Here is a 22,496-nt window from a genome sequence, read left to right on the forward strand (position 1 = left end):
ACCCGCTCTCGTGGAGCACGGCACTCTGGCTCGGGCCAGTTGCGTGATGCTCGGGCGCTAGCAGCGGAGCTTCACCCGAGTCGCAGCGGTATCGCGTCGAGTCGATGCGGCAGCTGATCGGCAATCGCATCCGTCGGGGCGTGGTCGCCGATGTCGATCCGCAGGCGCCCCATCACTTTGCTACGGAAGACTTTCGGAAAGCCGCGTTCTGGATTCCCGAGGCGAAGGCAACGGTTCAAGAGCGGCGCCGAGGATTGCTCGGTTTGAGCCCGACTCGGCCGAACCAGTGAAGCGCGACGCCGCGTTCGTGTTGAAAGCTTGGTAATGACGCCATTTGGGACACTGCTCCACACGGGCTGCGACCGCGGTCGCAGAATGCCGCCCGCTAGGGTTTACCCCAGGGTGTGCAGGCGCCTCTCGGCGCCTACCCTCGAAGCAAGCCGCCATCGAAGCGGTCCCCTGCGCGTCCCTTTCCGCCTGCCATCCAGCCCCCGGAGGCAACGGTGTCCCTAGAGCTACCGCGCCTGCCTGGCTTGCCGAAGCCGCCCGCGCTTCCCGGCATTGGCCGTGGAGATGGCGGCGCTTCGGGCATGTCCCTGTCGCAGCAGTTCGGCGGATTCATGCAATCGCTGCCCGGGCGCCTGCTCCCGAGCATCTTTCCGGGGACCCAGGCAGGCGGCAACCCGGGAGCGACACCGTCGCCCCAGTCGACGACCAACATGCCTGCGTCTCCCGGGCCGACAGGCTTGCCCACATTCAACCTACCGGGTGGCGTATCGATTCCGCCGCCACCCACACCCTTCAGCACACCGGCCGCGAACACGCTCCCGGCGACCCACGCGCCCACCGCGCCACAGACCGGCGGCGGTGGGCTGATCAACGCCGCCGGCAATGTGCTCAACACCGTCACGTCCACGCTTCGCAACATCCTCGCGCCACCTGCGCCTACGCCGGCCGCACCGCCGCCTGCGTCGCCCGGCGGCGCTGCACCCGTTACGGCGACTGGTCCGGTCAACACGCCCGGTCCCGCACAGAGCCTTGGCAACCTGCCCGGCAACGTCGCCAATGCCGCGGTGAACGTGGTCCGTACCGTCGCGAATGCCTTGCCTGGCGCGCAGAACGTGATTCCCCAGACGCCGAACCCGGTCTCGACTCAAGGAGTGTCTACCCAGCAGCCGGCCGCGCTGGCACAACCGACGTCCGCGCAGACGCCGGCGGTGCCGGCACAACAGTCCGTGACCCCGCAGCCCCTGGCACAGCCTCAGACCTTGCAGACCCTGGCACAGCCTCAGACCTTGCAGACCCCGCAGACCCTGACACAGCCTCAGACCTCGCAGCCCTTGGCACAGCCACAGACGACAAACACGCTCGCGCAGCAGGCGACATCGGTGCCGGTGCCACAACAAGCGCAGCCTGCGCGGACGGATGCAGCATTCGCGCCTGCGGGGAACCCGTCCGCCGATCGTGCGGCGGTTCCGCAGCAGGCGCAGCCGCCTGTCCAGGCCAACACGCCCAGCGCACCGCAAGGCGCCGCCCTTCTCGCGGCTGTCCCGCTGGCCACGACCGTGGCGCAGGCGCCTGTCGCGCAACAGCTCGCAGGAAACCCGCAAGCGCAGGCGTCCGGCAATCCCATCGCGGGCACGGCCTCGCTCGATGCGGGCGGCCCGGTCCGCGCCGAGCTGACCGGTACCGGCACCTACACCCTGGATGGTCCCGGTCTGCGCCGACGCGGGCGTCTGAAGGCCGGCGCGCAGGAACTGGGACAGTGGATGCTCGCCGCGGCGCAGGGTCGACTGCACCTGGTGCGACCGCGCGACGACGACACTCCACGCGAAGTCGCCAAGGCGTTCCAGTGGCTGTTCTGGGTACTGGCCATCGTGGCGTATGGTTGCCTCGGCCTCGTGCTCGTCAGCTTCCTGCTGAGCTTCGGCGATCTGCCCACCGCGCCCACGCTGCGCCGCTGGACCGGCGAGTTCGCCTGGGCAGGCCTGTTGGCGGCTGTTGGCGCCTGGTGGCTCGGCCGGCAGCTCATGCGCGCGCAGCGACCACCACCCGATCCGATCCGTCGTTAGTGCTTGCCCCACAAGAAAAGGGCGCCGCATGCGGCGCCCTTTTTCTGTCACGGCCTCACGGCATTCAGCGCGTTACCAGCCCGCCATCACCGAGCGAAACCCGCTGGAGATCCACACCATTGCCCTGCAGGCCCTGGCGCACGTTCGCCGACAGCGCGATCAGGGCCTGTCGATTGCCGTCCCGCTTCAGCGTTTGATAGGTCAGCGCCGACACCATTGTGAGATAGGCGGTTCGCTCGGCCTGGGCCTGCTTGTCGGCATCCGACATCGCGGCCACTTCCGGAACCGCCGCGAGCGGGCCGATCAGCTGGCGACGCACCGCACGCCGCCCCTCCGGCGACTGGCGCGAGTCACGGTCGTTGACGACTTCCCACGAGATCAGCAGGTGCGCGGCGAGCACATCGCCGAGATTGGTCGGGTCGTATCCGTACCGGCGCAGGATCTTGTCGAACTCGCGCAGCATCTCGCCCGAGCCGATGACCTGCTCCAGATCCGCGACCTGCTGCGGATCGCGACCGAAGGCGCGGATCGTTTCCTGCTGCACGCGCGCGCTCACCGCGGCGTCGCGGCGGAACGACAGGGTCTCGACGGCCTGCGCATCGACCTGCGCCGGCGCAGGCTGCGCGATGGCGCGCTGCAACGCGCGCTGCACGGCGGCATCCCCATCGGCCGCATGCGCCGCACCTGCGCACAGCACGGCAACGCAGACGAGGACGCACCACCGCACGATGGCCGGATGGAGCTGACGGATCTGTGTCACAGGTGTTCTCCTTGGAATGGCCACATCAGCGCTCCTCGAAGCCTTTTTCGGTAAGCGTGAACTTGGCGAGATCGTTGTTCGAGATGCGTTCGAAATCCTGCCGGACCGTCTGCGTGAACGCATCGACGCGCGCTCCGCCCGCCGCCCGCACGCGCGCATGTTCACGCGCCAGCGTGGCCGCCATCAGTTCGTAGACGCGGCGCCGGAGCTCGAGTTCGCTGGCCGATTCCCTGGACCGGGCGCCGCCCGCGGCGCCTTCGATCTGTCGACGAACGCCTTCGGCCTGCGCAGGCGAAGCCTCCATGCCGGTGTACGCCTCCCAGTTGGCGAGAAACAGGAGCGCATTGGCCGACACCAGGTCGCGGGAGAAACCGAGCGAACGGTAACGCTGGTCAAGCCATGCATCGGCTGCGCCCGATTGCACATAGGTCGCCACATCGGGCACGACCAGTCCGCTCAACGCCGCCCAGCGTTCGGCGAAGTCGCGATCGGCCGACTGCCCGGCCCCAGGGGACGCGTCCGGACCAGCTTTGCCCTCGGCGATGCCACGCTGGAACCCGGCCTCGTAGGCTTCAAGAAAATCCGGTGTACGGGCTTCCGGCCGATGCCCCCCGCCATGCCCTTCGCCATCTCGCGCATCGCTGTCGGGGGCGCAGCCCGCCATCAATACGGTGGCCATCAGCAGGGACACGACGTGGCGTCGCCGCATGCGGCCGGGCCACCCCATGCGCGCAGGCTGCGCGGTCATCGCGCGCGCGCGTCCTGACGCCCGGCGTCGAATGCCCACGCCTTCGCACTGTCCACGCCATCACGCGCCACGCGCTCGAGATACTCCGCTTCAAGCGCAAGCAGGCGCTCACGCCGGCTCATTCCGCTTCCTGCATAACCGCGGATCGGCCGATCGGACGCCCCGTCCAGATCCGCCGCATTGCGCAGGGCCGACTGCGACATCGCGTTCTGACCATGGCCCATTCCCAGCTGCTGGGTCGCGCCCGGATCCCATTGCGCGAAGGTCGGCGCCGCGGCCCATATTGATGAGACCACAATCGCAGTCATGATTCCGCTTGCTCTGATCATCGAATCACCTCGTCGAAGGTTTCAAATCGCCCATCCGCTGGAGACCCGATCACAACCGGGTCATCCGCGCGCACAAGACATCACCCCACACAAACCGGGACCTGGACCGTACTCATCGAGTCGCCGCCGATATTCGCGATCATGCGCGGCTGATAGTGGACAACACGGCAGGGCGTCCCGGCGCTCGCAGGCGGCTGGACGCGCGAGTGCTCGACCCCGCCCGGCGCCTGATGCCGCAGTGTGTACTCGAACACGAACCCCACGATCCCATTGGCGGCGGACCTGGAGTCGGCAGGCGGGCCGATCCTGACCAGCAGGTCGAATGCGTCCGCGCTGACCTGTCCCGAAAAGGCGTACTGGTCCCCCTGGAACAGTCCGCCTCCAGTGATGACCCCATCGGTGTCGATGCGAAGTTGCAGATCAGCGCCCGTGGCCAGCCAGCTACCATCCTGGACGCCACCCTCCATCACAAAGCCCGCACTGCCGGTGGGCGCCGGATTACGTCCAGAACCCGCCAGATCTCCGTAGACCACCAGTCTGGAACGACCGCCAAGAAGCGATTGAAACTCCGCGCCGCCCCGGCCGCTGTCACGTATGGCGTCAGTGTCGGTCAACTCGGCCCACACCTCGAGAGGGCCTGTATACGGGCGCTGCTCGAATACGGGTGGCACCCCGGAATCGACGGCGCATGCACTGCCGACGAAAGAAAAGCAGAGCGGCGCGCACAACGCCCATGACTTCAAGCGACGCATGGCCACCTCGGCGCCCCTCAATATTCGATGCATCCGCATTCGCGACGCTGGCTCATCCACGCAAGGTTGCAGTCATTCCCTATTCCACAACAGGAAAGGGCCAGGCGGAATCCACCTGGCCCTTCCTGAAACGCCGCCGCTTACTGCTTGCGTGCGTTGGCGGTCAGACCCTCACCGATCGACTTCAGCGCGGTCGAGATCGTATTCGACAGCATGCTGAACATCTGCGACTCAGCCTGGAACTGGGTTTGCAGCATGCTGAACTGCTTGGCATCTTCCGGGCTGTCGCCGGTGTACTTCTCCATCTCCTTCGAGGTTTCGACCATTTTCCCGGCCTTCTCACCAAGCATGGAGCCAAGGGCCTTGGCCATTGCCACCAGCCAGGATCCACCCTCGCCACCCGACTCCTTCGTCGCGTTCAGGCCGGACGCGGCCACCGAGATGTTGATGTCTGCATTGATCATTGGAATCGCTCCATTACGTGGTTAAAAAGTGATCCGGGGGACGGCTTTCGTCCATGTCTCGATCATGCGCGCGGCATCCGCGTTTGAAAGCTGGGGCGTACCCTAGGCAGTCGATGCGGGCGCCGCATTCAGCGCCAACCAGGCGCGCGCGGCCTCCTCGCCTTCTTCACGGGAGATACGTGCGAACTCGAGCGCGCGATTGACCGCGTCGTTCTCGAACACGCTGTAGACCTGGGTGAATGCACGCTCGACTTCCTCACCACCGGAACTGTCGAGCAGACCATGCTGGCTGAGCATCTGGATCGCTTCGGTCACTTCGGCACGCACGTGACCTGCGGACGCGTCGCCTGCGTTCGATTGACCCTGCTGCTGGAGCGCCTCATCCATACGCGCCAACATACTCTCGCGGCTTGCGGCATCGATGTCGCGCTGTTCCCGCAACTCGGCTTCAAACCTGCTCAGCAGTGAAGCCCGCAATGCGGCGAAGTCGGTGTCCTGAGAAGATGCGGCTGACATAAGGGACGATTCCTTTTGAGTGGGCGTGCGTGCATCGCAGTGGAACGCGGCACGGCGATGCGAGACAGCAGAGTAGATCGATCGCATATGACGGGCGCGTCATATAACTGCACTCCGATCATGACGACTGGCGCGGCGCGTTGCATCTAGGTGCGCCCCTAGTGCACGACAGCGGATCCGGGGACCCGGAATCCCCGAGCGTCGTCGTCAGGTATCTGCGGGACTTCGTATTCACCAAACAGAAACGGGGCCGCGTTCTCCGCGGCCCCGCTTTTTCCACATTGTCAGCGTGCGGTTTTCCGATCGGATCAGGCGCCGCTTCTGGCGGAGGTCAACGAGTCCACCATCCGCCTGGCATCGGTACCTTCCCGCTCCCCCATCTCGCGGGAACGCTGACCAAGCCAGACATCGGCAGCCTCTCGACCGTCGCGTTCCACACGTTCTTCGTATTCGGGCACCAGCGCCTTGAGCTCGACCTGTACCGCTTCCAGACGCTCATCCATATGCCGGATGAGGGTGTTCTCATCATCCGCGTCGATCGCGCCCTGCTGCCGGAGCTGGGCGAGACCATCGATCCATGCCTGACGCTGCGCCTGCTGGTCGTGCTGCATGGATTACTTGCCGCCGATATTGAAGTTGAAATTGAAGCCGCCCTTGAATCCTTCGCTGACAGCGTCCTGGGCCGACTGGGGCAGACCCAGACCATCGAACAGGCCGCTAAGGGCCGAATCGAAGAGCTGGCCGACCAGGTCGCCGAGCAGGTTGCCCACGAGGCTGCCGAGCGGGCCGCCGAGCGCTGTGCCAACCAGAGAGCCAATACCGGAGAAGACGTCGCTGGACATGATGGAACTCCTTTGGATTGAAAAAAGAAAAGAACGTTTGCAAACCCTGCGCGCCAACGTTGTGTACTTGGACGCAACGTGCGCGACTGCAGGTGCAGTGTCTTCCCATTGCGTCGACATGACAGCTAGGTCGTACCCCATCTAGGGTGCGCCCTAGTTCACGCGCTCTCGACACACTCCAGTTCGACCGCGCTATAACAACGCCATGCCGACGAACCTCACGCAACCGGCGGCCCCGCCATCGGATCCATCGCCCCCTGCATTCTCGCGAGACGACCTCCCCGCGGAAGGCCGCGACTATCCCACCGAGGAGCACCTGCGCTCGCGCCGTCTGCGGCTGCATGGCTTCGCCTTCCGGCACGTGATCGACCTGCTGCAGCTGGGCCGCGAGGAACGCGTCACCCGGATGCTGCTCGACGATCCGATCGCCACACTCGACGATGCGATGGGCCTGGTGGTATGGGCGAACAAGCTCTACCGCGAACGTCCGGGCCTTGGGCTGTGGCACACGCGGGATCGCGCGGGCCGCTTCATCGGTATGTTCTCGCTGACGCCCAGCGGCGATGCGGGTGATGTCGCGATCGGGGTGCGGCTGCTGCCTGCGGCCTGGGGGCGCGGTTATGCGATCGAGGGTGGCGCCGCCTTGTGCACGCACGCGTTCGAAACGCTGGCGATGCCGGCGTTGATCGCGCAGTGCGCACCGGACAACCGTTCGGTGCCGCCGCTGTTGCTGCGCCTGGGGTTCACGGAGACCGCGGGGGGCGCGCAGTTCGGAAATCCGGCCCGGCGGTTCCGCATGGCGCGGGCGGACTGGCGTGGACTCCGCCCCCGACGCGAGACGCCCGTGGTGGCCGGCGACGCATCGTAAGGAGGCGATCCACACGGATCGCCGGAGCGTGCTGACCTCCAGGAATGCCCGCGCACCACGGCGCCGACGCGGATCAGCCGTGGTAGTGCGGATCGATCGTCAGCGTGCCGAGATTCTGCTGCGCGAAGCGCTTCGCGAGCTGCGGGCCTGCCTCGCGGATCGCATCGAAGCTTTCGCGCGAGCGGCTGTCGGCGCGCAGCACCCAGCCGTCTGCGCTCTTGCTCAGCAACAGATCGGTACCGGGCAATGTGGCATCGGACATCCGCAGCAGCACCTGTCCGTCACCGCCGGGGTCGCGGGCGTCGTGGACCGCCATCTGCCGCACGTGTTTCTCCATCATCTCGAACAGCTGGCCCGCATTGGAGGCTGCCGCTGCAGGTGCTGCCGCGGGCGCGCCGTCGCGCAGTGCCATCTGGGCCTGCAGCATCGCGGCCGATTCCATGCCTTGCGCCTGCTGCGAACCGAATCCGTTGTCGTGCTGCTGGCGGAAGCTGCGTGCGTCGACGACATCCGACAACGACTGCCGCGACTTGAACGCCTCTTGCTGACTGGCCAGTTCCGCCATCTCGCCCTCCTGCAGTTCGCCGTCGCCCTGCAGCATGCCGCTGGCCAGTTCCGCCTCGCCCTGCAGGCCCGGCATGTCGCCACGCGCCTGCTGCATCATCGAACGAAACTGGTCGACCCGTTCGCGCGGCGGCGCGTCCTTGGCATCGGCCTTGGCTTCGCGGTCGACCTGACGGTTGCGCGCAGCCTGGTCCGGCGGCCTGGAAGCGGAATCGTTGCGTTGTACGCTCATCATCGTCTCCTCGTGTCCGTGCCTACTGCTTGCGCGCCATGTATCGCGCCTGCATCAGGTCTTCGTTGACCGCTTCTTCCTGCCGTTCAAACAGTCCACGCTGCTCTCGCTTCCACAGATCGCGGCGTTTCTCGAGCGCATCCTGCCGGCCCTTGGCACGGAAGAACGCATCACGCGCTTCCTGCACCGCGGTTTCAGCCTGACGTACCGCTTCCTGGGCTTTCGACAATCGCTGCTGTGCGCCGACGATTCGCTCACCGAGCAGGTCGATGTGGGTCTCGCGCTGTGTCAGCGCGGCCGGCCACGGCACACCCGATGGCGGAGGATCGAGCAGGCGCGCGCGGTGCCCGCTGCGGTCGCGCTCCAGATCCGTCAGTTCGCCCTGCACGCGCGTACAGGCTTCGATGCATTGCTGCAACGCGCGCTGCTTCTCCAGCACCACCATGCGCGCCGCTTCGGTCCGGTGCTCGCGCAGTTGCAGCAGTGTCTGGAGCGGGTAACGTTTCATCCGAACAGTTTCCGCAGCGCGCCGGACGATGTGTCGAACGGCACCAACTCATGTTCGGATTGCTGCAGCAGTGTGCGGATCGGACCGATCTTCTCGATCGCAATGTCAGCGTCCGGATCGGTACCACGCTTGTACTCGCCCAGCTGCAGCAGCAGTTCGATGTCCTGATGCTTGGCTAGGTACTTGCGCAGTTGCCCGGCCGCGCGCAGATGCGGCTTGTCGACGACACGCGGCATCGTGCGGCTGAGGCTGGTGAGCACGTCGATCGCCGGGTAGTGGTAGGCCGCAGCGAGTTTTCGCGACAGCACGATATGGCCGTCGAGAATCGAGCGCACTTCCTCGACGATCGGATCACCGCCGTCCTCGTCTTCGGCCAGAACCGTGTAGAACGCGGTGATCGACCCCTTGTCGTTGTTGCCTGCACGCTCGAACAGCTTCGGCATTTCGCTGAACACCGATGGCGGGAAGCCGCGACGCGCCGGCGGCTCGCCGATCGCCAGGCCCACGTCGCGCAACGCGCGCGCAAAGCGCGTGACCGAGTCGACCAGCAGCAGCACACGCCTGCCCTGATCGCGGAAATGTTCGGCGATTGCAGTGCCGACCCATGCCGCGCGGCTGCGCTCGAGCGCCGGGCGGTCGGATGTCGCAACGACGACCACCGACTTCGCGAGTCCTTCCGCGCCCAGGTTGTCGCTGATGAACTCATTGACCTCACGGCCGCGTTCTCCGACCAGTACGATGACGTTGACGTCGGCATCGCCGCCGCGGGCCAGCATGCCGAGCAGCGTGCTCTTGCCGCCACCGGCGACGGCGAAGATGCCGATACGCTGGCCTTCACCCGCCGTCATCACCGCATCGATCGCGCGCACGCCGGTGGAGAACGGGCGGTCGATCAGTTTGCGCGACAACGGATTGGGCGACGCGGCATAGATGGGCGCGTCGATGGTCGCTCCCAGCGAACCCTTGTCGTCGATCGGCGCGCCATGCGCATCAAGTACGCGACCGAGCAGGCCTTCGCCCACCGGTACTGAGGCCTGCTTGCCGGTCGCATAAACTTCGGTCGTCGAGGCGATGCCGTCCAATGGTCCAAGCGGCGTCAGCAAGGTGTGCTGCCTTGCAACGCCGACCACTTCGGCGGCGAGCTCAAAACTGCTGTTACCCGGGTTACGCAGATAGCAGAGCTCACCGATCGCGGCGCGCAGCCCCGTCGCTTTGATCAGCGTGCCATAGGCCTCACTGACGCGGCCCACGCGCTCGATGGCCTGCACCTGCCCGAGCGCGTGCAACAGCGGATCGCTGACGACGGCGCTGGCGCCGAGTTCGTCGAGCAGCGACAGGGCGGGGCCGGGATTCATGCGCTCGCCACCGCACTGGCCTGCGCCAGCGCCGTCCGGATCGCCTCGATCTGCTGACTGACGCCCGCGCGCACTTCGCCTGCCTCGGAGACGACCACGCAGCTCAGCGGATCCAGACTCTCGTCGTCGACCAGCTCGATCACGCCGACGCCCGGATGCGCCTGGCGCACCGCGCCAAGGCCCTGCTCCACGCCAGCGCGCGCACCGGGATGCACACGGATCATCAGGAACTGCTCGGCCTGCGCGGATTCGACCGCGCGCATCACCAGCGCCGGCACGACCTTCGAGGCCTCGAAATCCGGTGCGATCCGCGCGACGATCGCGCAGGCGAGATCGCCGATGCGACCGGCCGCATCGCCCAGCACGCGCGCGCGGCGCTCGTTGAGCGAGGCCAGCTGCTCGGTCATCTGTTGCTTCACGCGCTCCAGGCCTTCGGCGAATCCTTCCGCGTAGCCCTGTTCGCGCGCCTTCTGTACTTCCGCCTGCGCCTCTTCATGGAGTGCGTTGACCCGCGCCAGCAGGGTGTCGAGCTCGCCGAGCGATTGCCATTCCGCAGCGCGCACGATCGGCGCCGACACACCGCGCCGAAACTCGCGGCGTTCGAACACCACGGCCGCGCCTGACGCGCGTCGGGCGGGGATCGTAGCGGCGGTATCGGGAATCGACATGCGGGCTCCGGGAGGAAAAAGGGATCAGGCCGCGACAGCGCGATTCTGATGATGCGTGTGGACGACGAGCAATGGCTTCTCCGGCAGATGCGCCGACGGCAGCTGGCCCGGCGGGTACACCAGCTGGGCCCAGTCGGCCAGCGCCGGTTCGCGCTGACGTGCCCAGGTCTGCAGCTCAGCGCGCCCTTGCAGCTCCAGCACTTCAAACAACCGTGGACCAAACGCGTCCCCGCTCGCCAAGACGGTGGCAAGCGTCGCCACCAGTGTGCTCTGCAGCGATGCGTCGACTTTCGCATCCCACACGCTGCGATCGAGCGCCAACAGGTAACTGCTGCCCAGTACCGCCTTGATCCGCTTGACCGCATCACGGCCAACTTCCGCGCGAATCGCCGGTGCATACGCCAGTACACCGAGATCGCGGTGCAGCGCAGTCAACCGCGCAAGGGGCCAGCGCGCGATGAGACCGGAAAAACCTTCCGGTGATGGCGCCAGCAGAGACGCGGCTGGACCATCGGCAAGGGCGCCGGCGAGAAGCCGGCGGCCAAGGCGGCTCATATGGGCACGCTGCAACAGCGCGTCATCCAAGCCGGCCTCGCTGGCGCCGTGCCAACGAGGGTCGACCTCGGCAAGCAGCGCTTCCAGCGTCATGGATCAGCCCTGCCAGCGTGCCGGCGGTTCCTTCGCCGTGGCCGCGGGCTTGCGGGCCTTCAGCCGTCCAGCGAATGCGAAAGCGACAGCCAGCAACGCGACGACCAGCGCGGCGATGACGATCGCCATCGGACTCACGGCCGACAACGCCATCGCCGTGCCACCCGAAGACGCGGCCTCTGGCGGCGCGGGCATCGCGACGAATTTCACCGACACCTGGTTGATATCGGTCAGACCTTCGACGCCGTCCTTCACCACGATCTTGATGTCGGCCTCGCGGTCGCGGACGTTCGCACCGGGCTGTTCGAAGATCCACACCGCAGCCGAGGTCTTGCCATTCGAGCCACCGAGCGGATCGCGTTCGGGCAGCGCGAGGTGCACTCGGGCCTGGGCAACGCCCGGCAACATCGTCAGCGTCTGGGTGATTTCCTGCTGTAGGGCGTGCAGATAACGACCGCGCTCATCGGTCGCCGACGATGCGAAGCCTTCCTTCTTGAAGATGTCGCCAAGGTTCTGGAAGTTCTCCCTCGGCAGACCGCGCGAACCAAGCACTGCCATCGCCTGCGGAATGTCGCCTTCTGAGACGAATACATCCCAGCCGACTTTGGTGGCCGACGGCTTCTTCTGGGCCTGGATGCCCGAGCCGATGAGCGCACCCATCATCTCGTTGGCCTGCCGCTCGTCCACGGAACTGTAGAGCGCTGTGCCGCCGCAACCGGCGAGCAGCAGGCAGGCGAGCAGCATGCCCATCCACGCGGACCATCGTTTGGTTACGCAAGGTTGTAGAACGCGCATGCCGGTCACCTCTCGATCAGGACTGCTGGCGGAACAGCTGCTGGATACCATCGGACGTCCGGTTGGCGACGTTCGACGTCATCTCGCACTGGAACAGGAAGTGATGCGACTTCATCGTCATTTCGATCACCTGACCCGGCGTGAGTTCACCCGAATTCTGGGTCATCGTTTTGGCGAGGTCCTGGATGCTCGATGCACCACCGTTGAGGTTGTCCATCGCTGACATCAGCATGCGGACACCTTCGGAAGGCTCGGATGCGCCGACGCTGGCCACACCTTGCGGCGCGTTCGACGCCGCGGCGGAACTCGTGCCCGCCCGGTCCATCGCCTGGGCGAACTGCCCGACCTCGTACGCGGCGGCAACCGGCTGGTTTGCGCCGGCACCCGATGCCCCCTGTGCCGCGGCTTCGAGCCCCGCGGCCTGGATCGCGTCGACCATGATCTTCTCCTTGCTGCTGTTGTCTGCGGGAATCGCTTACTGCTTGCGGCCCAGCGTTTCGAGCGCCTGACCGACGCTGTTCTGCGAGGTGGAGGCGTTGTTGGACAGGAACTGCATGCGCAGGCTCTCGGCGGTCAGCTGGACCACGTTCGACGGCTGGTCGCCGCCCTGGCCGATGACGTCGGAAAGGTTGGTGATCTTGGTCGCCTGCTGGTCGAGGGTCTGGCCCCACGCGCGCGACATGGCTTCATACCAGCTCGATGAACTCGCACCGCCACCGGCTTTACGCACGCCGTTGTCACCCTGCATTGAGGCGCGGCCAATGAAGCTGCCGATCTGATCGTTGGAAATCGTGGTCATGGAAGTACTCCTTGCGACGGTCTGAAAGTGATACAGCGTTGAATACGATTCGAACTACGTCATTGGGAACTCAGTGACTCGTGGTTGGCGCGACGGTGCGAGCCGGCTCGGACGCGGGCACCTGCACAGCGCGGTGACCGGCATTGACGCTGGCGACCACCGCGGAAAAGCGGGGATCGCTGGCCTGGGCGTTTTCCGCATCCGGACTGGCGGCTGCCGTTTCCAGCGCGTCGTCCGGTGCCGGCGGCGGACCAGGAATGATCTTGATCGTGGTGCCGTCGGGTGCCAGCACATGCGCAAACTCACCGATGGCCACGAGCGTGCCCTTGCCGGGGACGTCCTCGCCGGTCACAAAGCGCTGGCCGTCGGACGACAGCAGATGCGGATTATCACCGCGGACAATCTGAACGATGTGCACCTCCGGCGGCGCTTGCGGCTGTTCGACCCCGCCCTGTGGCAGCACGCCGTTCGGCGTCCGCGGCAGGATGCGCTGCACGCCCGGGATGTCGGAAATCGCTCGGGACTGGGCGAGGCGCTCGATCTCCGCGCCATCCTTGAACTCACCGACGACCTCGACATCGCCGTTGCCGACATAGCGCGCCTGCACCGGAATGGACTGACCGCGGAACATCTCCGCGACATCGTTGGCGATGTGCTCACCAGTCCGGATCTGCAAGGTCGCGTCGATGTTCTCTGCCCGCACCTGGTTACGCAGGCGCTCGAGCGTGGCGCTGTCATCGACGGCCCCGCTCACGGTCGCGCCACCCTCGAGGCCATCTGTGATCTGCACGTTGGCGACCCGATGCTCTTCCAGCAGGGCGGTCAAGCGCTCGCGCTGATCCGGCCCCTGGTCGGGCGCGGGCAACACCGCGGCAAAGATCGCCAGCGATGCAAGCGACAAGGCCGCGATGCCGCCGATCCAGGGCAACTTGCGCACGAAGCCGCTGCGCGGGATCTGCTCCTCATCATTCGGTGCGAACACCGTGACGAACTCGTCCCACGCCGGATCATTCTCGCGACCGAATGCGATCACGGCCTCACCGATACGCACCTGTTGCACGGCCGACAATTCGACCGGATCGCCGGGGTGGATATCCAGGACGCCGACCTTCACCGGCGCATCGAGCGCACGGACGAGGAAGCGGCCGCCAACGAGACTGATCAGCGCGTGGTGCGCGGCGACAGCGTCGTCGGCCAGCACGATGTCGCAGTCCTCGCCACTGCCGACGAGAATCATCTCTTCGTCAGCGAGCACGCGGCTGGCACCGGCGTGCAGGCCGTCGACGATACGCAGCACGTTGTTCGACTGGGTTTGCGTGTGTTCGGTCATGTCAGTCCTCTCATCGCCTGCGCTGCGCCTGCCGCCGGAAATCCGGAGGAGGCGGCGCGCACGCCCCGTAATGATGCGACTCGGTCATGCATTGATCTGTCCCGCCTGCACGATGCGCAGATCCGGTGCCAGTTCTTGATAGGACAACACCGGCAGATCGAAGAAATCGACCTCCATGAGCTTGCGCAGATGCCGGCGCACGTCCAGCGAGCACAGCAGCACCGGCTTGATCCCCGGCGCCTGACGGCCCAGGTGCGCACGCACCTCGTTGCCAAGACGACCGGCCAGTTCCGGCGAGATCGCAAGCTGGCTGGCACCGCCCGCCACGCGGACCGATTGCCGCAACTTGTCCTCGAGTTCCGGATGGATCAACAGTACATGCAGGGTGCGCTCGTCATCTGAATAGCGATCCGCAATCTCGCGCTTCAGCGCGACGCGCACGTATTCGGTCAACAGCACCACGTCCTTCTCGCGACCGCCGACATCGGTGATCGCCTCGAACGCATCGCGCAGATTGCGTACCGGAACGCCTTCTTCCGATAGACGCCGCAGCACATCGGCCACGCGCTGCGGGGCAACCACGCGCAGCATTTCCTTGACCAGATCCGGGTAATCGCGCTGCATCTTCGCGAACAGGTTCGACGTTTCCTGGATGCCGAGGAAGCCACCCATGCGACGGCGCACCGCAGCCGACATGTGCGCGCCCAGCACCTCCAGCGGCGGCTGCGTGCCTTCGCCGCTCTGCACCCACTCGCCAGCGATCACCGCGGGATAGAAGCCGGGCAACTTGTTCGCGTCCGCCGCAGTGGCGGGCTGCGGCTGCAACACGGCGTCGCTGCGCAGGCGGCCGGTCGCGATCCGCGCGCCAAACGCGGTGATGCGGTATTCGTCTTCGGCGAACGTCGCGACGATGCGCAACGACGGCACTGGAACCGGGACGCCGTATTCCTCGCGCAGGCGCTGCGCGATGTCGACCGCGCGCGCTTCGAGATTGTGCGCGCCCATCGATTGGGCCAGTTGCGGCGACACCTGCAGCTGCAGCGGCGCGGGCGGCGCCAGATCGTCGTGATCGACCGAGGCGTGCATATCCGCAACCACTTCTTCATCGGTCACACGGAACGCGCGGCGCAGCAGTTCGAACTGGTAGCGGTAGTGGTAGGCGCTGAAGGTCAGCAGGCCCAACCCAAGGACCAGGAACACCGGCCATGGAAAACCCGGCACGAGGGTCATCAGCAGCGCGAGGATGCCGGTGATGAGGATCACGCGCGGCTGGTTCGACACCTGCCGGGTGATCGCGTCGCCCAGATGGCGATCGTCGATCTCGCCAGTCGTGCGGGTCACCACGAGACCGGCAGCAATCGTCGCCAGGATCGCCGGAATCTGCGACACCAGGCCGTCGCCGATGGTGAGAATGCTGTAGACGCGCGTCGCCTCGGCCAGTGGCATGCCGCGCTGGAGCACGCCGATCGCCAGACCGCCGAGCAGATTGATCAGAATGATGACGATGCCTGCGATGGCGTCGCCCTTGACGAACTTCATCGCGCCATCGAGCGAGCCGTGCAGCTGGCTTTCGGTTTCGAGCAGGCGGCGCTTCTTGCGTGCCTCGTCCTTGTCGATCAGGCCGGCGCGTAGATCGGAGTCGATCGACAGCTGCTTGCCGGGCATCGCGTCCAGGGTGAAGCGGGCCGCGACCTCGGCCACGCGCTCGGCGCCCTTGGCGATGACGATGAACTGGACGACGGTGATGATCAGGAACACCACCATACCGACGACCAGATTGCCGCCGGCGACCAGAGTGCCGAAGGTCTCGACGATGTGACCGCCTTCGGCGTGCAGCAGGATCGAGCGGGTGATTGCGATCGAGATCGCCAGCCGGAACAGCGTCGTGAGCAGCAGCACACTGGGGAAGCTGGAGAACGCCACCGGGCTGGGGATATAGATGCCGAGCAGCAGCAGGCCGAACCCGATCGAGATGTTGACCGCGACCAGCGTGTCGATGATCACCAGCGGCAACGGCAGGATCATCACGCTGATGATCGTGACCGCGGCGAACGCCAGCACGATATCGCTGTAACCCAGCTTGCCGCGGGGCGCAGCGCCGGCAGGCGCGCCGGTTAGGGTGGCGAAGAAGGCCTTCATTCGGCCACCGCCTTGCACGCACGGGCAGACATCACCGCGTCACGGACACGCATATAGATACGCGTGCCGGAAACGGCAACTCCACACCCTCTGGTGTCCATTCGGCGCATAAGCCCCTGCCCTCGTGCGTCACATTGTGCCCCTGTACGATAGTCGAACTATGTTATCTACAGGTCAAACCCATGTTGCAAGGAGGTTCCACTCAAAGTGTCGATCCAGTGTGAAAACGCTTCCCGGGCGGGTGCCTCAGCAGAAAAACCCAAGCGTCACAGGGACTTAACGATCCTCGTCGATATTGGACATTGAATGCGAGGTGGTCAGGGAGGCCGCTGCTGCGGGGGCCTCGAGGTCGTCGATGTCGAGATCCGTGATGAACGTCACGGAGTGCGCTCCGACACCGATCGCGAACACGCGACCAGCGCGCGACTTCACCAGCACGAGGCGCTCCCGGGGACCCAGAGGCAGGATCTGCAGCACCGACAACGGGGCATCGCTGCCCGACAACCCGTACCGCCGCCGCACCACCCGGAGCAGGAACACCAGGCCCGCGATGATCAGAACCAGTGGAATCACGATGGCGAGCAATTCCCCGACGAACGAATCGCTTGGCGTGCGCGCCGGAGTTGCGGCCGCCTGCACGGATGTGGCGAACAGCAATGCGGGGAGGATGAGGGCGGAGCGGAGACAGGCGACGCGGATCATGGGTTCTCGCGGAAGGGACACCCTGCTGGTGCGCCGCCACGTTAGCAGTCAAACGATGTCGCGCTTCGCATGACGCCGTCGACCGGAACCCGGCGCCCAGGCCCCGCACGCGCTGCCGGAAAAGCTGTCGACGACAGCGCGAAGGCGCTGACCGAAGTGCTCGAAGCCGTGCCCTTCGCCTGCGCCGCGTTCGACCGAGGCACCGGCGTGCGGGTGGCCGCCAACTGCCGGTTCGACAGTGATCTCGGCACCCTCCCCGGCCATGCGCAGCGCGACGCGCTGCTGGCGACGCTCTATGGCGAAGTCACGGGTGAAGCCCGCGGCGAAGAGGTTCGCGCGCCGGGCAGCGGCCGCTGGTATGCCCTGCACTGGCGCAACCTCGATTGCGGCGGGCGCGCGCTGTCGCTGCTGACCGCAGTGGACATCAGCGAACGCATCGAGACGCTGGATTCGCACAAGACGCAGCAGGAGAAACTGCTGTTCACCTCACGAATGATGTCGGTCGGCGAGATGGCGGCAACGCTTGCGCACGAGCTCAACCAGCCGCTCGCGGCGATCGTGAACTACCTCAATGGCAGCCTGCGTCTGGTCGACCAGGCCGGCGGGCCGGTCCAGGTCGAACGCGCCCTGCAGGCCGCACGCACCCAGGCCGAGCACGCCAGCGCGGTGATCGCGCGCGTCCGCGAGTTCGTGCGGGCCCGCGAGCCACGGCGCGATGCGCAGGATCTGCCGCTGATCGTCGACACCGTGCTCGAGCTGCTTCGCCTGGAGGCGGAACGCCAGCAGTTGCGGGTCGAACTGGCACTGGCGCCGCAACTGCCGCAGGTGTACGCCGACCGGGTGATGGTGGAGCAGGTTCTGCTCAACCTGGTCAAGAACGCGATCGAAGCCATGCGCGAAGTGCCCGCCGCGCAGCGTGGCCTGCGCATCGAGGCGCGGGTGAACCTCGATGGCGATGTCGAGGTGCGGGTCTGCGACCGCGGTCCCGGGCTGAGCCAGGCGGAGAGCGAACAGCTGTTCTCGCCGTTCTACACCACCAAGTCGGACGGGCTGGGCATCGGCCTGGCAATCTGCCGTTCGATCATCGAATACCACGAAGGCCGTCTGTTCTTCGAGGCCAGGGATGGCGGCGGTAGCGTGTTCGGGTTCACGCTACCGACCCCGGACAGGAGGATCTGACGCGTGACCGGAATCTGTGTCTATCTCGTCGACGACAACGATGGCTTCCGCGACTCCACCGCATGGCTGCTGGAAACCGCGGGCTTCGAGGTACGCGCGTTCGCATCCGGCGCGGCGTTCCTGACCGTGTTCGACAGTACCCGCCATGGCGATGGGGAATGTCTGGTATCCGACATCCGGATGCCGGAAATGAGCGGCCTGCAACTGCAGGACGAACTGCTGCGCCGAGGCTCCACACTGCCGCTGGTGTTCGTGACCGCGCACGGCGATGTGCCGCTCGCGGTCGAAGCGATGCGCAAAGGCGCTTCGAACTTCCTCGAAAAACCCTTTAGCGATGATGCGATCGTCGATTCGATCCGCAACGCGCTCAGCCGCGAACGCACGCAGGCAGGCTCGCCACAAGCGGCCGCACTCGCGAAATTGAGCCCACGCGAACGGCAGGTGCTGGATCTCGTCGTCGCCAGCAAACCCAACAAGATCATTGCCGACATCCTCGGCATCAGCATCAAGACCGTCGAACTGCATCGGGCCAACATGATGAGCAAACTCGGAGTACGTTCTCTCCCCGAACTGATGAAGGTGGCACTGGGCCATGGATGACGCGACCCCTGCCACCCTCTCCCAGGCGCCCTCCCATGCGCCGCTGCGCGAGCGCCTGCCACGCCTTTCGCCCACCCAGGCCGACACCCTGCGCAGCCTGCACGCGCGCGCGCGGCAATGGACCACGCCGACCGGCCTGCTGCGCCTGCGCAGCGGACGGGCGCCCGCGGTTGCGACGATGGACGGCGGCGTATTCGAGCTCGATGCCGACGGCACGCGGCTCGCACTGCAACTTGCATCGCCGCCGCGCACGGACGACGACGGCCTGCACTGGCAGGACCGGCGCGGCCGCGGCCGCGTGCTGGCCTGGAGCCTGGCGCACGAGACCACGCTGGTGCAGATCAGCGAAGCGCTCGGCACCTCGCTACTGCCCCTGCCGGATGCGCCGCTTGAGGCGCCTTCGAGCGACGCACTCTGGCTCGAACTCGATTTCGCCCCCATCGATGGTGGCGCTACGGTCAGCGGCGTACTGCGCGCGCCGGCCGCTTGGCTGCAGGCCTTGCTTGCACGCACGGACGCCGAGCCGCGTCCGCCAATCGATCCGGGACACTGGCGCCAGTTGCCGACGATCGCGACGATCGCGATCCCCGCGCCGCCGTTAACGCGCGCCGATCTCCACGGCCTGCGGCCCGGTGACGTCATCGTGGTCGGCCACGTCAAAATGCCGCCCCTCCACGCCACTGCCGTCGGTCTGCGCTGGCCGGTCCGATCCGGACCGGACGGATGGCGCATCGACGGCCCGCCCACCCAACGCCCCCGCCACCAGGAGACCCCCCGCATGAGCGAGACCGACGCAACCGAAACGCCGCAGACCGAAGAGGCGCCCGCCGCCGAGGATCCGACCGGCCGCCTGCCGGTCGAGGTCGAGTTCGAAGTCGGCAAGGTCGAGCTGCGCATGTCGGAGATCGCCGGCCTGCAACCCGGCTACGTATTCGCGTTGCCGGTGCACCTCGAGGGCGCCAACGTCACCATCCGCGCCAATGGCCGCGTCGCCGGACAGGGCGAACTGGTCGCGGTCGGCGATACGCTGGGCGTCCGCCTGCTGTCCTGGAGCTGAGGCATGGATTTCAGCACGTTCTCGCCCGCCCTCGTCCTGGTGACGGTGGTCAGCCTCGCGCTGGCGCCGTTCGTGGCGGTGATGGTCACCTCGTTCACCAAGATCGTCGTGGTGCTGAGTCTGCTGCGCAACGCGCTCGGCCTGCAGCAGGTGCCGCCGAACGTGGTCATCAACGGCCTGGCGATCGTGCTGTCGATCTATGTGATGTATCCGGTGATCCTCGACGTCCAGGACGCGGTCAATGCGCGTCTGGAAGGGCGTCCACCGCCGGCCTCGGTACAGCGGCAGATCGAGGCGCGGGCCGAGCAGCAGGCGATCCGCGAGGGCCGACCGATCGACGTGCGTCCCGCATCCACGCCGGCACCGGCCGAGACCGAAGCGCCGTCGGCGCCGACCAGCCCGGCCGCCGCTGATGCGCTCGCCGCGGAAGCGCAGGCGCAGGGCACGCCGGAAGGCGTCGACCCGATGTTCGCTGGCGTACGCGGTGGCTCGAGCAACGATCCGCGCGAAGACGCCGCGACCGAGCAATCGCGTGGCCTGGCGGAAGAAATCACCGGCGGCAACGCCGGCACTGGCGGCGCTGCGCCGGCGGCAGCGGGTGGCGGCTTCGACACCAACCGCATGCTGCTGATGATCGATGCCGGCAAGGAGCCGCTGCGCACTTTTCTGATCCAGCACTCCAGCGATTCCGAACGGGCGTTCTTCCTGCGCAGCGTGCAGCGCATGCTGCCGCCCGAGCGCCGCGGCGGCCTGACGCCCGACGACTTCATCGTCATCGTGCCGGCCTTCACCGTCAGCGAGCTCACCGCCGCGTTCCAGATCGGCTTTCTGATCTTCCTGCCGTTCCTGATCATCGATCTTGTCGTCGCCAACATCCTGCTCGCGCTGGGCATGATGATGCTGTCGCCGACGACGGTCTCGCTGCCGTTCAAGCTGCTGCTGTTCGTGCTCATCGACGGCTGGGCCAAGCTCGTGCACGGCCTCGTGCTCACCTATGGAGTGACCACATGAGCGATGTGCTGGAGTTCACCAAGGAAGCCCTGTGGCTGGTGCTGCTGCTGTCGGGCCCACCGGTGGCGGCAGCGGCGTTGATCGGTCTCGTCGTCGCGTTCCTGCAGGCCGCCACGCAGTTGCAGGAACAGACGTTTCCCTATGCGCTGAAATTCCTGGCCGTCGTGATCACCCTGTTCGTCACCGCCTCGCTGATGGGCGGTACGTTGTACGTGTTCGCCGACCGCATCTTCATCGATTTCCCCGGCCTCGTCCGACGCTGATGGACTTTGGCACGAACCCGATGCTGGCCCTGGCGCTGACCCTGCCACGCGTGGCCGGCGCGTTCCTGATGCTGCCGCTGCTGACCACCGAGACGGTGCCGGCGATGGTGCGCAACAGTTTCATGGTGAGCCTGGCGGTCGTCGCGATTCCGATCGCACTCGCCGGCGCGCCATTGATCGAGGCGGCGGGCACCTCGCACTGGTCGTTGATCGTGCTCAAGGAGACCTTCATCGGCATCTCGATCGGGTTCTGCTACGGCATCGTGTTCTGGGCGATCAGCTCGGCCGGTGTGATCATCGACACCCAGGTCGGCATGTCGATGGCGCAGATCTTCGACCCGATCCAGGGCCACCAGACCTCGCTCCACGGCGAATTCCTGTCGCAGTTCTCGACCTGGCTGTTCATGGCCAGCGGCGCGTTCCTTGTGTTCCTCGATCTGCTGATGACGAGTTACACGGTCTGGCCCGTGATGAGTTTCTTCCCGGATCTACGCATGAGCGGGATGGCGTTATTCGTCGGCCAGTTCGGCTACCTGATGACCGCGATGTTGCTGATCGCCGCACCGGCGATGGTGATTCTGCTCGTGATCGACCTGTCCTTCGGACTGGTCAACCGCTATGCCCCGCAGCTCAACGTGTTCGCCCTGACGATGCCGATCAAGGCGTGGCTGGCGACGGCGATCATCCTGTTGATGATCGGGGTGTTCGTCGAAATCGTGATGACGCGACTGGTCGACAACAGTGGCTTGATCGAGGCGCTCAAGCACGCGTTCAGTGCGACCTAGGCGCCGAACGCTTCGACGCGCACACGTGCGTTGAGCTTCGGCTCTGACGTGCTCTCTGGCTTTGGCTTTGGCTTTTGGCTTTGGCTTCCAGCCGTTGACTTGAATCGAGCCGTAAAGCGAGCCGAGCACCGGAGCTTGGCGTGGCCGAAGAGCAGCCCATGTCTGAGCGCAGCGAGTTTGGGCTGCGTGCCGCGGCAGGCGAGGAGCACAGGGGACCGATGCGGCTTCATCGCATCGGATCGCGTCCGGCGAAGACGGTTTTGCCTACTTTTGCCAAGACAAAAGTAAGCCGCGCGACAGCGCGGAAGCCCTGTACTTGATCTTCGCTCCTGCGGTTGATTCTTTTTTGATCGGAACATCAAAGTCGCAAAGCGACGAGCGAAGAAGCCCGAGCAAGTGCAGGGCTTTCGCCCGCTGCGCGTGCGAGTCCCTTTTGGATGGACCCAATAGGAACCAAAAGGTCCCTTCGCCGGACGCGATCCGCCGCGATACAACCGCGGCGGTCCCCTG

At 66.0% G+C, this 22,496-nt stretch carries 28 protein-coding genes and 1 pseudogene; 10 read left to right on the forward strand and 19 right to left on the reverse strand.

Annotation, left to right across the window (positions count from 1 at the left end):
- Nucleotides 1–104 precede the first annotated feature (104 nt).
- Together J2W68_RS16985 and J2W68_RS16990 are read left to right on the forward strand one after the other, a co-directional pair.
- Nucleotides 105–290: a hypothetical protein gene (locus J2W68_RS16985; protein ID WP_310238320.1), complete on the forward strand. Its 186-nt coding sequence runs from the start codon at nucleotides 105–107 to the stop codon at nucleotides 288–290.
- A 456-nt stretch (nucleotides 291–746) separates the two neighbouring features.
- Nucleotides 747–2,072 carry a hypothetical protein gene (locus J2W68_RS16990; protein ID WP_310238323.1) on the forward strand — a complete coding sequence of 442 codons (1,326 nt, stop codon included), beginning with the start codon at nucleotides 747–749 and terminating at the stop codon, nucleotides 2,070–2,072.
- 64 nt (nucleotides 2,073–2,136) lie between these two features.
- Here the strand turns inward: J2W68_RS16990 and J2W68_RS16995 are convergent, their stop codons facing one another.
- The 8 genes from J2W68_RS16995 to J2W68_RS17030 form a co-directional block, all read right to left on the reverse strand.
- On the reverse strand, nucleotides 2,137–2,832 hold the full coding sequence (locus J2W68_RS16995; RefSeq protein WP_310238324.1) for a DUF6683 family protein: 696 nt from the start codon (nucleotides 2,830–2,832) through the stop codon (nucleotides 2,137–2,139).
- Nucleotides 2,833–2,857: 25 nt separating this feature from the next.
- Nucleotides 2,858–3,580: a hypothetical protein gene (locus tag J2W68_RS17000; protein WP_310238327.1), complete on the reverse strand. Its 723-nt coding sequence runs from the start codon at nucleotides 3,578–3,580 to the stop codon at nucleotides 2,858–2,860.
- Nucleotides 3,577–3,888: a hypothetical protein gene (locus J2W68_RS17005; RefSeq protein ID WP_310238329.1), complete on the reverse strand. Its 312-nt coding sequence runs from the start codon at nucleotides 3,886–3,888 to the stop codon at nucleotides 3,577–3,579. Before J2W68_RS17005 ends, J2W68_RS17000 begins: the two co-directional genes overlap by 4 nt.
- Before the next feature lie 101 nt (nucleotides 3,889–3,989).
- Nucleotides 3,990–4,523 (reverse strand): hypothetical protein, encoded by a 534-nt coding sequence (locus J2W68_RS17010; RefSeq protein WP_310238331.1) that lies wholly within the window; start codon nucleotides 4,521–4,523, stop codon nucleotides 3,990–3,992.
- Between the two features lie 278 nt (nucleotides 4,524–4,801).
- On the reverse strand, nucleotides 4,802–5,125 hold the full coding sequence (locus J2W68_RS17015) for a hypothetical protein (RefSeq protein WP_310238333.1): 324 nt from the start codon (nucleotides 5,123–5,125) through the stop codon (nucleotides 4,802–4,804).
- 102 nt (nucleotides 5,126–5,227) lie between these two features.
- Nucleotides 5,228–5,728 (reverse strand): hypothetical protein, encoded by a 501-nt coding sequence (locus J2W68_RS17020; protein ID WP_310238334.1) that lies wholly within the window; start codon nucleotides 5,726–5,728, stop codon nucleotides 5,228–5,230.
- Nucleotides 5,729–5,949: 221 nt separating this feature from the next.
- Entirely contained in the window at nucleotides 5,950–6,252 is a 303-nt protein-coding gene (locus J2W68_RS17025; protein ID WP_310238336.1) for a hypothetical protein, read from the reverse strand.
- Nucleotides 6,253–6,255: 3 nt separating this feature from the next.
- On the reverse strand, nucleotides 6,256–6,483 hold the full coding sequence (locus J2W68_RS17030) for a hypothetical protein (protein WP_310155806.1): 228 nt from the start codon (nucleotides 6,481–6,483) through the stop codon (nucleotides 6,256–6,258).
- 205 nt (nucleotides 6,484–6,688) lie between these two features.
- Here J2W68_RS17030 and J2W68_RS17035 point away from each other — a divergent pair, with 205 nt between their 5' ends.
- Nucleotides 6,689–7,351, forward strand: coding sequence for a GNAT family N-acetyltransferase (locus J2W68_RS17035; protein ID WP_310238338.1), 663 nt, complete (start codon nucleotides 6,689–6,691; stop codon nucleotides 7,349–7,351).
- 73 nt (nucleotides 7,352–7,424) lie between these two features.
- On the opposite strand, the gene J2W68_RS17040 is transcribed toward J2W68_RS17035, so the two are convergent.
- The 11 genes from J2W68_RS17040 to J2W68_RS17090 form a co-directional block, all read right to left on the reverse strand.
- Nucleotides 7,425–8,147: a hypothetical protein gene (locus J2W68_RS17040; RefSeq protein WP_310238340.1), complete on the reverse strand. Its 723-nt coding sequence runs from the start codon at nucleotides 8,145–8,147 to the stop codon at nucleotides 7,425–7,427.
- Nucleotides 8,148–8,169: 22 nt separating this feature from the next.
- Nucleotides 8,170–8,655 (reverse strand): hypothetical protein, encoded by a 486-nt coding sequence (locus tag J2W68_RS17045; RefSeq protein ID WP_310238341.1) that lies wholly within the window; start codon nucleotides 8,653–8,655, stop codon nucleotides 8,170–8,172.
- Nucleotides 8,652–10,010: a FliI/YscN family ATPase gene (locus J2W68_RS17050; RefSeq protein WP_310238343.1), complete on the reverse strand. Its 1,359-nt coding sequence runs from the start codon at nucleotides 10,008–10,010 to the stop codon at nucleotides 8,652–8,654. Before J2W68_RS17050 ends, J2W68_RS17045 begins: the two co-directional genes overlap by 4 nt.
- On the reverse strand, nucleotides 10,007–10,678 hold the full coding sequence (locus J2W68_RS17055; protein ID WP_310238345.1) for a FliH/SctL family protein: 672 nt from the start codon (nucleotides 10,676–10,678) through the stop codon (nucleotides 10,007–10,009). Before J2W68_RS17055 ends, J2W68_RS17050 begins: the two co-directional genes overlap by 4 nt.
- A gap of 24 nt (nucleotides 10,679–10,702) precedes the next feature.
- Nucleotides 10,703–11,326, reverse strand: coding sequence for a hypothetical protein (locus J2W68_RS17060; protein WP_310238346.1), 624 nt, complete (start codon nucleotides 11,324–11,326; stop codon nucleotides 10,703–10,705).
- Between the two features lie 3 nt (nucleotides 11,327–11,329).
- Nucleotides 11,330–12,076: a hypothetical protein gene (locus J2W68_RS17065; protein ID WP_310238348.1), complete on the reverse strand. Its 747-nt coding sequence runs from the start codon at nucleotides 12,074–12,076 to the stop codon at nucleotides 11,330–11,332.
- Nucleotides 12,077–12,137: 61 nt separating this feature from the next.
- Nucleotides 12,138–12,560 (reverse strand): hypothetical protein, encoded by a 423-nt coding sequence (locus J2W68_RS17070; protein ID WP_310238350.1) that lies wholly within the window; start codon nucleotides 12,558–12,560, stop codon nucleotides 12,138–12,140.
- Between the two features lie 36 nt (nucleotides 12,561–12,596).
- Nucleotides 12,597–12,920, reverse strand: a complete 324-nt coding sequence (locus J2W68_RS17075; protein ID WP_310238352.1) for a hypothetical protein — start codon at nucleotides 12,918–12,920, stop codon at nucleotides 12,597–12,599.
- A 70-nt stretch (nucleotides 12,921–12,990) separates the two neighbouring features.
- Nucleotides 12,991–14,250 carry an FHA domain-containing protein gene (locus J2W68_RS17080; protein WP_310238354.1) on the reverse strand — a complete coding sequence of 420 codons (1,260 nt, stop codon included), beginning with the start codon at nucleotides 14,248–14,250 and terminating at the stop codon, nucleotides 12,991–12,993.
- 84 nt (nucleotides 14,251–14,334) lie between these two features.
- Nucleotides 14,335–16,389 carry a type III secretion system export apparatus subunit SctV gene (gene sctV / locus J2W68_RS17085; protein ID WP_310238356.1) on the reverse strand — a complete coding sequence of 685 codons (2,055 nt, stop codon included), beginning with the start codon at nucleotides 16,387–16,389 and terminating at the stop codon, nucleotides 14,335–14,337.
- Between the two features lie 276 nt (nucleotides 16,390–16,665).
- Nucleotides 16,666–17,091: a FliO/MopB family protein gene (locus J2W68_RS17090; protein ID WP_310238358.1), complete on the reverse strand. Its 426-nt coding sequence runs from the start codon at nucleotides 17,089–17,091 to the stop codon at nucleotides 16,666–16,668.
- 69 nt (nucleotides 17,092–17,160) lie between these two features.
- Here J2W68_RS17090 and J2W68_RS17095 point away from each other — a divergent pair, with 69 nt between their 5' ends.
- The 7 genes and pseudogenes from J2W68_RS17095 (at nucleotide 17,161) to sctT (ending at nucleotide 21,986) form a co-directional block, all read left to right on the forward strand.
- Nucleotides 17,161–18,270, forward strand: a complete 1,110-nt coding sequence (locus tag J2W68_RS17095; RefSeq protein WP_310238359.1) for a sensor histidine kinase — start codon at nucleotides 17,161–17,163, stop codon at nucleotides 18,268–18,270.
- Nucleotides 18,271–18,273: 3 nt separating this feature from the next.
- A complete protein-coding gene (locus J2W68_RS17100; protein ID WP_310238360.1) occupies nucleotides 18,274–18,870 on the forward strand; it encodes a response regulator transcription factor in 597 nt (198 codons plus the stop codon).
- Entirely contained in the window at nucleotides 18,863–19,927 is a 1,065-nt protein-coding gene (gene sctQ, locus J2W68_RS17105) for a type III secretion system cytoplasmic ring protein SctQ (RefSeq protein ID WP_310238361.1), read from the forward strand. Before J2W68_RS17100 ends, sctQ begins: the two co-directional genes overlap by 8 nt.
- 3 nt (nucleotides 19,928–19,930) lie before the next feature.
- Nucleotides 19,931–20,167 (forward strand): annotated as a pseudogene (locus J2W68_RS18045) (hypothetical protein); the annotation flags it as partial.
- A gap of 99 nt (nucleotides 20,168–20,266) precedes the next feature.
- Nucleotides 20,267–20,938, forward strand: a complete 672-nt coding sequence (locus J2W68_RS17110) for a hypothetical protein (protein ID WP_430539768.1) — start codon at nucleotides 20,267–20,269, stop codon at nucleotides 20,936–20,938.
- Nucleotides 20,935–21,201 carry a type III secretion system export apparatus subunit SctS gene (gene sctS / locus J2W68_RS17115; protein WP_232117257.1) on the forward strand — a complete coding sequence of 89 codons (267 nt, stop codon included), beginning with the start codon at nucleotides 20,935–20,937 and terminating at the stop codon, nucleotides 21,199–21,201. Before J2W68_RS17110 ends, sctS begins: the two co-directional genes overlap by 4 nt.
- Nucleotides 21,201–21,986, forward strand: a complete 786-nt coding sequence (gene sctT, locus J2W68_RS17120) for a type III secretion system export apparatus subunit SctT (RefSeq protein ID WP_310238365.1) — start codon at nucleotides 21,201–21,203, stop codon at nucleotides 21,984–21,986. Before sctS ends, sctT begins: the two co-directional genes overlap by 1 nt.
- Nucleotides 21,987–22,496: the final 510 nt, after the last annotated feature.

Source organism: Luteimonas terrae, assembly GCF_031457535.1.
Taxonomy (GTDB): domain Bacteria; phylum Pseudomonadota; class Gammaproteobacteria; order Xanthomonadales; family Xanthomonadaceae; genus Luteimonas; species Luteimonas terrae_A.